Origin of the sequence: Halomonas sp. MMSF_3323, from assembly GCF_030733595.1 — a bacterium.
Taxonomy (GTDB): domain Bacteria; phylum Pseudomonadota; class Gammaproteobacteria; order Pseudomonadales; family Halomonadaceae; genus Halomonas; species Halomonas litopenaei.
Map to the genome: position 1 here is coordinate 1 of NZ_JASHIT010000071.1, position 8935 is coordinate 8935.

Sequence of the window (8935 nt, forward strand, 5' to 3'; positions counted from 1 at the left end):
CGTCCCCCTGCTCGTTTCTGCTGGTCACGCTTTCGGTCGCAACAGGCCGGGCGTGCCGGCCCGCGCTGGACTTAACCCAGCAGCGCCTTGGCGCGTTCCACCAGGTTGTCCACGGTGAAACCGAAGTGCTTGAACAGGTCGCCCGCCGGGGCCGACTCGCCAAAGCTGGACATGCCGATGGTGTCGCCGTCGAGGCCCACGTACTTGCTCCAGTAGTCGCGATGGCCTGCCTCGATGGCCAGACGGGCGCGAACACTGCGCGGCAGGACGGACTCACGGTAGTCGGCGTCCTGGCTGTCGAAGACGTCGGTGGCCGGCATCGATACCACGCGCACCTGCTTGCCTTCGGCTTCCAGGGTTTCGGCGGCCTGCATGGCCAGTGTCACCTCGGAGCCGGTGGCGATCAGGATCAGCTCAGGGGTGCCTTCGCTGTCCTTGAGTACGTAGCCACCACGCTGGATGTTGGCCAGCTGGCTCTTGTTGCGCTCTTGGTGGGGCAGGCCCTGACGGGACAGTACCAGCGCGGTGGGGCCGGCGCTGCGCTTGACCGCGTGGGCCCAGGCGGCAGCGGTCTCGACCGCATCGCAGGGGCGCCAGGTGCACAGGTTCGGGGTGGTACGCAGACTGGTCAGCTGCTCGATCGGCTGGTGGGTCGGGCCGTCCTCGCCCAGACCGATGGAGTCATGGGTGTAGACGAAGATGGCGCGCTGGTTCATCAGCGCCGCCATGCGCACGGCGTTGCGCATGTATTCCATGAAGATCAGGAAGGTGGCGCCGTAGGGCACGAAGCCGCCGTGCAGGGCGATACCGTTCATGATGGCGCCCATGCCGAACTCGCGTACCCCGTAGTGCAGGTAGTTGCCGCCGGCTGCTTCGGCGCTGATGGCCTCGGCACCCTTCCAGAAGGTCAGGTTGGAAGGCGCCAGGTCGGCGCTGCCACCCAGCAGCTCCGGCAGCTGCGGGCCGAGCTCGTTGAGGCAGTTCAGCGAGGCCTTGCGTGAGGCCACGGACTCGCCCTTCTGCTGGGCGGCCTCGACCAGCGCTTCGCTGTTGAGCTCGCTCGGCAATTCACCCTTCTGGCGACGCAGGAATTCGCGGGCCAGCTCCGGGTGCTCCTGCTGGTAGCGCTCGAAGCGAGCCTGCCAGTCAGCCTGGTGCTTCTGGCCACGCTCGCAGGCGTCCCAGCCCTGGTAGATATCCTCGGGGATATGGAAGGGCGCGTGGGGCCAGTCGAGTTGCTTGCGCGCCGCTGCGACTTCCTCTTCGCCGAGTGCCGCGCCGTGGCATTCTTCCTTGCCCTGCTTGTTGGGGGCGCCGAAGCCGATGACGGTCTTGCAGATGATCAGGGTCGGGCGATCCTGCTGGGTGCGGGCCATCTCGATGGCGGCTTTGATCTCCTCGGGCTTGTGCCCGTCCACCGCCGGTACCACGTGCCAGCCGTAGGCTTCGAAGCGCTTGGCGGTATCGTCGGTGAACCAGCCTTCGACCTCGCCGTCGATGGAGATGCCGTTGTCATCGTAGAAGGCGATCAGCTTGCCGAGCTGGTGGGTGCCGGCAAGCGAGGCGACCTCATGGGAGATGCCTTCCATCAGGCAGCCGTCGCCGAGGAAGCAGTAGGTGTAGTGGTCGACGATCTCGTGGCCCGGGCGGTTGAACTGACCCGCCAGGGTGCGCTCTGCCATGGCCATGCCGACGGCGTTGGCCAGGCCCTGGCCGAGGGGGCCGGTGGTGGTCTCGACGCCGGGAGCGTAGCCGTACTCGGGGTGACCAGCGGTCTTGGCGTGGAGCTGGCGGAAGTTCTGCAGTTCTTCCAGACCCAGGTCGTAGCCTGACAGGTGCAGCAGGGAGTACAGCAGCATGGAGCCGTGGCCGTTGGACAGCACGAAACGGTCGCGATCGGCCCACTTGGGATCGTCAGGGTTGTGAACGAGGTAGTCGTTCCACAGCACCTCGGCGATATCGGCCATACCCATCGGGGCTCCGGGGTGGCCGGAGTTGGCCTTCTGGACGGCATCCATGGAAAGGGCGCGAATGGCGTTGGCCAGTTCGAAACGGGACGGCATTGAGGGCTCCTCGCCTGGGGCAAAGTGGCAATCTGACGTTGGCCTGCCCGGTGGGGGCGGCGCAGCGGCGTCAAGGATAGGCGCCGCCTGTCGTGCCTGTGGACAACGAGGGCGGGAGGGGCGGCGCGGATCGATCGGGGACATATTGTCGCCGGAAATGACAGATCCATCAAATGCCGGGGACTTGATCCATGCCTGGCAGGGTCTGCCATGGCCCGGCCTGTCGCTAGGAACCGGACGGTCGAGCGTGTAGAATTTCGTCCCGCCAGGTCCACGCGGAATCTGCATAGTGCGATCGTCGATCACGGTCGCTCCCGTTTCCATCTTGCCAGGCCCGCCTGCCGATTATCCTACAGAGGGTCGAGGACGCCATGAGCGAATACTCCCTGTTTACCTCCGAGTCCGTGTCCGAAGGACACCCGGACAAGATTGCCGATCAGATTTCCGATGCCGTGCTCGATGCCCTGATCGCGCGGGACAAGAATGCCCGTGTGGCCTGCGAGACCCTGGTCAAGACCGGTGTCGCCATCGTGGCCGGCGAGATCACCACCTCCGCCTGGGTGGATCTCGAGGAGCTGGTGCGCAAGGTGATCATGGATATCGGCTATACCTCCTCCGACGTCGGTTTCGACGGCGAGACCTGCGGGGTGCTCAACCTGATCGGCAAGCAAAGTGTCGAAATCGCCCAGGGCGTCGATCGCGAAAAGCCCGAGGATCAGGGCGCCGGTGATCAGGGCCTGATGTTCGGCTATGCCACCAACGAAACCGACTCTTACATGCCGGCACCGATCCACTACAGCCATCGGCTGGTGGAGCGCCAGGCCGAGCTGCGTAAGCGTGGCCTGCTGCCCTGGCTGCGTCCCGATGCCAAGAGCCAGCTGACCTTCCGTTACGACGATGCCGGCAAGCCCTGCGCGGTCGATGCCGTGGTGCTGTCCACCCAGCATGATCCGGACATCGACCAGGAGCAGCTTCGCCAGATGGTCCAGCGCGAGATCATCGAGCAGGTACTGCCGGCGGAGTGGCTGTCCGACAGCACGCGTTATCACATCAACCCGACCGGCAAGTTCGTCATCGGCGGCCCGGTGGGTGACTGTGGTCTGACCGGGCGCAAGATCATCGTCGACACCTACGGCGGCATGGCGCGACATGGTGGTGGCGCCTTCTCCGGCAAGGACCCGTCCAAGGTCGACCGCAGCGCTGCCTACGCCGGCCGCTACGTGGCCAAGAACGTGGTGGCGGCGGGACTGGCCGAGCGTTGCGAGATCCAGGTGTCCTACGCCATCGGTGTCGCCGAGCCGACCTCGGTGTCGATCAACACCTTCGGCACCGGTCGTATCGATGACGAACGTATCGTCGAGCTGGTGCGCGATCACTTCGACCTGCGCCCCAATGCCATTACTCGCATGCTGGATCTGCTGCATCCCATGTATCAGCTGACCGCAGCCTACGGTCACTTTGGCCGTGAGCCCTTCGAGACCAGCTATAGCTGGACCGATACCGAAGGCGAGATCCACACCGAGACTTTTACCGCCTTCCCGTGGGAGAAGGTCGACCGGGCCGACGCTCTGCGCGCCGCCGCCGGTATCTGAGCCCTCATCCGACAGTATCGGCACGGTGTCCGCGCCTGCCGACATGACAAGGCCCGCCTGGTTCGCCAGGCGGGCCTTGTCGCATTGTGGCGGCGGGGGGGCCGCGAATGTGCGAAGAGACGTTGGCAGAGCGGTCGCAAGTCTTCTGGTGACCTGGTGGTGATTGTGCGTCTTTGCCTACCTCTTTGTCGCCGGGTTATGCGTCAAACGGCGACATCATCTCATTCCTTTTCATATCCGCGCATGCGGGCGGAGAAGCCTTTGGCTCACGGCTAATATTAGATGGAGACAGGATGCAGATGCCGCTTAGTCGGCAGCGCGGTATCGCATCAGCGCGTCATCATCTGTCAGGCAGCCAGTGATGGTCGTTGGTTCTCGGTAGTCAAAGGTTCGATGTGTCGTTGTCCATCGCCAGATCGTTGTCGAGAAACCGCTGTTCGAGAAACCATCGGCGGCCAAGTGGCCTGCACGGGAAAGTGACGCCCACGTCGCCGGACAAACGGTTAGAAAGCGGTTGGAAGGCGGCCAGAACGTGAGAATGATTAGCGATAAAAAACGCTGGCGAGCCGCCTGAAAGATGTCAGGAAAGAGGCGCTTTCGGCGACAGGCATATATGGCCTGTGTGAGTTGGACGTCGGTATATATCCATGTCCTTGGCATTTGGGGCGCTGGACAGAAGGCGGTTCGTGGAAGGACATGCCTTGGCCGCGATTGAAGTGTGGCCGGCACGATGGTGTGGTCGGCACGATGGAAAGAGGCCATAGCGCCCGTGACAGGAATACTGGCTGGTGCCCCGGGCGGCACGAAGAAGAGCCGATGTGCGGGTGAGACAGGATCAGGGACATGAGCGCTGCGCCAAGACGGTAGCAACGACAGGGGGATCAGAAGATGGGCGAAGCAAGGCACCACTATCACTTCTATCAGCGCCATCATCAGGGGCACTTTCAGCGTCTTCACGCGGACCCGACCTGCTCGCGAACCAGGCTGGCGTCACAGCAGGAACTCTGGCGCAAGGAGTCGCCGTCGCGTAAGGGGGCTGGCGATGACGGGACCACCGAGGCTGGATGGCGATACTCCCATGACGTGGTATCGCCGGACGGTGACGATGATTATCTCCAGTATCGTGAGCTATTCATGACCAAGTTGGCGCTGGAGGCTACCGCCGCATTGGCAACGTTCCTGGTGACTGCCGCCGCCATCATGATGATTCTGCTTCAGCACCAGGGACTCTTGACCGCCGTCATCGTCATTGCACTGAGCGTGCCCGCCTTTGTGCTGTCGACGCAGCGCCTTTCGTGCCTGGGGCATGATGCAACGATGTTCGAGAGCGAACCCTTGGGAGATATTCGATTATGAGCATCGGTCAACAGGTGCTGCTCGGCGTCGCTATTACCTCGCCGTTGCTGGTGCTGACATGGTGGTCGGTACGACGTACCGATCGCCATCTGAGAAAGCGTCGCCAGTAGCACCTCAGCATACGGGCTCTCCGTACAGCCGCGCCGTTCAGGTACGCCGTCTGAGCACGCCGTTCGAACGTGCCGATCGGTCGAGGCGTTCGGCCGTCATGTCAGGTCGTGGTCTTCGATGGCGACCTTCGGTCGTGACCAAGGAGGGCCAGATGGTCGGGCGTCTCGTCTCTTTTCAGAGTTTCGTATCTTGTCAGAAAAGCACCATCCTCTCGTCTCTCCATTCCTCAGCCAGCTGGCGATGCCTGCTGTTCGTGGTGTCGCTGGTCCTGCCGTCGTGGGCCAACGCCAGCTGTCCTGACTGGACGGCGAGCACGGCGTCCAGTCGCATCACCGAGTTGACCAGCCACCTGCGGCAGTGGGAGCAGGCCTACCGCAAGGACGGCAGCTCGCCGGTCAGCGATGATGTGTTCGACCAGACCGAACGTCGGTGGCGCGAACTCCAGCGCTGCTTTCCCGAGCTCGAGGTGGCGGACTTCAAGGATAGGGCTTCCGCGCCGGCAGCGGATAGTGCCACCCCTTGGCAGCGCCATCCTGTGGCGCATACCGGGCTGCGCAAGGCGCAGGACGCTGCCGAGGTGGAGCGTTGGCTTTCGACCGGTGTTCCAGACTCGCCGGCGCCGCAAGCTTCGTCGCCACAGAGACAGGAGTCACAGTCGGCGACGATAGCACCGGCCGACCGCGCTACCGATGTCTGGATTCAGCCCAAGGTGGATGGTGTGGCGGTCAGTCTTGTCTATCACGGAGGCCGCCTGGCGGGCGTGTACAGTCGTGGGGACGGGCGGACCGGCCAGGACTGGACACGCCATGCCGCGGTCATCCCGTCGATTCCCCAGCGCCTGGCAGGTGATTGGCAGTCGCTTGCCGACGGCGATGGTCTGGTGTTTCAGGGTGAGCTGTATGAGCGCCTTGAAGATCATGTCCAGCAACGGGATGGCGGGGCAGGGGCACGCTCCCATGTGGCCGGCTGGCTTGCCCGCGATGAGTTGTCCCCTGCGCTGGGCCAGCGTATCGGTCTGTTCGTCTGGTCCTGGCCGATGGGGCCGCGGGCGCTCGAGGATCGACTGTCAGGGCTCGAGCGCCTGGGCCTGGGTCAAATATCGCGATACACCCACCCTGTTGAATCCCAGGAGGACGCCGCCGCCTGGCGCGAGCGCTGGTATCGCTCGCCGCTGCCCTTCGCCACCGATGGCGTGGTACTACGGCGTGGGCGCAGGCCCGATGGTACGGCCTGGCAGGCCGAGCCGCCGCTCTGGGCACTGGCCTGGAAGTATCCACCGCGAGAGGCCCTGGCGGAGGTAGCCGACATAGCGTTCCGCATTGGTCGCAGCGGTCGCATCACCCCGGTGGCCCGGCTTGTGCCGGTGGAGGTGGATGGACGCAGGCTGAGCCAGGTCAGCCTGGGGAGCCTGTCACGCTGGCGTGAGTGGGATCTGCGGCCCGGCGATCAGGTGATCATCGAGTTGGCCGGGCTGATCATCCCTCAGCTTAAGGGGGTGGCCTGGCGCGCAGCCGAGAGGATTGACCTCGAGGTTCCCGCGGAATCGGACTTTCACCTGCTGAGTTGCTGGCACCCGACCCCGGGCTGCCGGCAGCAGTTTCTGGCTCGCCTGGCCTGGCTCAGTGATTCATCGGCGCTGGATCTCGACGGCGTCGGGGAAGGCACCTGGAAGGCGCTGGTGGACGCTGGCCTGGTGGCGGGGTTGCTGGACTGGCGGGAACTGTCGCCAGAGCGACTGGCCCAGGCAAGCGGCATCGGCAAGGTCACCGCAGAGCGTCTTGGTGTTGCCTTCTCCGAGACCAGCCATCGCGGCTTCCCGCGGTGGCTAAGCGCCCTGGGAGCGCCCTCGGCCGGGGGTATCTCCGAGCACGACTCCTGGCGCACGCTGTCTGCGTTGGACGCAGCCGGCTGGCGCCACCGCCCCGGCGTCGGTGATGTCGGCGCCAGGCGCTGGCGCGCGTTTCTATCGCATCCCGAGGTCGACGCCCTGGCGCGGCAACTGGCCGACGCCGGTATTGCTGGCTTCGTCGGGGCCTTCGACGATGACGCGACACGTTCGATTGCCACGCCGGGCTCAGCTAGCCCTTCGCATGGCCATTCGCATAGCCCTTCGCATAGCCCTTCGAACCGCTCTCCAGCTAGTCTCTCACACCGCGCACCAGCTTCCCCCTCAGCGACTCGACTGAAAAGTGATGCTGGCGCCCGGCTAGAGATCGGCGCAGCGCCCTGGTTGGCGAGTCCGCCATGGTGACTCCTATAGTGAAGGCTGGATAACCAGCAGGAGGCGAGCATGACTCCGACCGAGGCTTCGCAAAGGGCGCAGTGGGCTCAGCGTCAGGGTGACTACCGGGTCGCCGATATCGGCCTGGCCGACTGGGGGCGCCGCGAGATTCGCATCGCCGAAAGCGAGATGCCGGCCTTGATGTCCCTCAGGGCCCGGTACCGTGAGGTCCAGCCGCTGAAGGGCGCACGTATCGCTGGCTGTATCCATATGACGATTCAGACCGCGGTGCTGATCGAGACCCTGGTCGACCTTGGTGCGAGCGTACGCTGGTCGTCCTGCAATATCTTTTCCACCCAGGACCACGCCGCCGCGGCCATCGCCGCAGCAGGCATCCCGGTATTTGCCTGGAAGGGCGAGAGCGAGGACGAGTTCTGGTGGTGTATCGAGCAGACGGTGGATGGCGCCGACGGCTGGACCCCCAATCTGGTGCTGGATGATGGCGGAGACCTGACGCTGCTGTTGCACGAGCGACATCCGGACAAGCTTGACGCCATCCACGGCATCAGTGAAGAGACCACCACCGGTGTCCATCGACTGCTCGAGATGCTCAGGGCAGGCACCTTGAAAGTGCCGGCCATCAACGTCAACGACGCCGTCACCAAGTCGAAGAATGACAACAAGTATGGCTGCCGTCACAGTTTGAATGACGCCATCAAGCGTGGGCTCGATCACCTGCTGGCGGGCAAGCAGGCATTGGTGATGGGCTATGGGGACGTGGGCAAGGGGTCGGCGGCCTCGCTGCGCCAGGAAGGCATGATCGTGCGGGTCGCCGAGATCGACCCGATCTGTGCCATGCAGGCCTGCATGGATGGCTTCGAGGTGGTTTCTCCCTATCGCGGCGGTGTCAATCGTGGTGCCGACAGTCTCGATCTCGAACTGCTCGGCAAGACCGACCTGGTGGTGACCTGCACCGGCAATATCGGCGCCTGTGACGCCGCCATGCTGGGCGCTCTCAAGAATGGCGCGGTGGTCTGCAATATCGGCCACTTCGACAGCGAGATCGATACCGCCTACATGCGAAAGCAATGGCTCTGGGAGGAGGTCAAGCCCCAGGTGCACAAGATCTACCGTGACGCCGGGCCGGGGCAGACGTACGATCCCGACAGCCGCAATGTTATCTACCTGCTGGCCGAGGGGCGTCTGGTCAACCTGGGCAACGCCACCGGCCACCCCTCGCGGGTGATGGACGGCTCCTTCGCCAATCAGGTGCTGGCGCAGATGCACCTGTACGCCCGGCGTTTCGCCGAGCTGGGCCCCGACGAGCGCGACGGCATGATCGATGTCACGGTGCTGCCACGCCATCTCGACGAGGAGGTGGCACGCTACATGGTGGAGGGCTTTGGCGGCGTGATTACCCAGCTGACCGAGGCTCAGTCGGAGTACGTCGGAGTGCCGGTGGAGGGGCCATACAAGCCAGACCACTATCGTTACTGAGGCTTGCCGGATAGGGGGCTGTGCGCCCCGCCAGCCTTGATCGGGGCAGGGAACCAGGGCTGGGTAGTCAGCCTGGGGCGAGCCTGGGGAATAGC

General features: G+C 64.3%; 5 protein-coding genes. 4 read left to right on the top strand and 1 reads right to left on the bottom strand.

Annotated features, from left to right (window positions below):
- Positions 1-71 precede the first annotated feature (71 nt).
- A complete protein-coding gene (gene tkt, locus RBB39_RS22300; protein ID WP_045992243.1) occupies positions 72-2063 on the bottom strand; it encodes a transketolase in 1992 nt (663 codons plus the stop codon).
- Positions 2064-2434: 371 nt separating this feature from the next.
- Here tkt and metK point away from each other — a divergent pair, with 371 nt between their 5' ends.
- From metK to ahcY, 4 genes are all read left to right on the top strand, one after another.
- Positions 2435-3655, top strand: a complete 1221-nt coding sequence (gene metK, locus RBB39_RS22305; protein ID WP_045992242.1) for a methionine adenosyltransferase — start codon at positions 2435-2437, stop codon at positions 3653-3655.
- Positions 3656-4543: 888 nt separating this feature from the next.
- Positions 4544-5011 carry a hypothetical protein gene (locus RBB39_RS22310; RefSeq protein ID WP_045992241.1) on the top strand — a complete coding sequence of 156 codons (468 nt, stop codon included), beginning with the start codon at positions 4544-4546 and terminating at the stop codon, positions 5009-5011.
- 364 nt (positions 5012-5375) lie between these two features.
- Positions 5376-7373 carry an NAD-dependent DNA ligase LigB gene (ligB, locus tag RBB39_RS22315; RefSeq protein ID WP_306169424.1) on the top strand — a complete coding sequence of 666 codons (1998 nt, stop codon included), beginning with the start codon at positions 5376-5378 and terminating at the stop codon, positions 7371-7373.
- Positions 7374-7412: 39 nt separating this feature from the next.
- The gene (ahcY, locus tag RBB39_RS22320) at positions 7413-8840 is read left to right on the top strand and encodes an adenosylhomocysteinase (protein WP_306169425.1); all 1428 of its coding nucleotides are present in this window, start codon (positions 7413-7415) and stop codon (positions 8838-8840) included.
- The last annotated feature ends 95 nt before the right edge of the window (positions 8841-8935 follow it).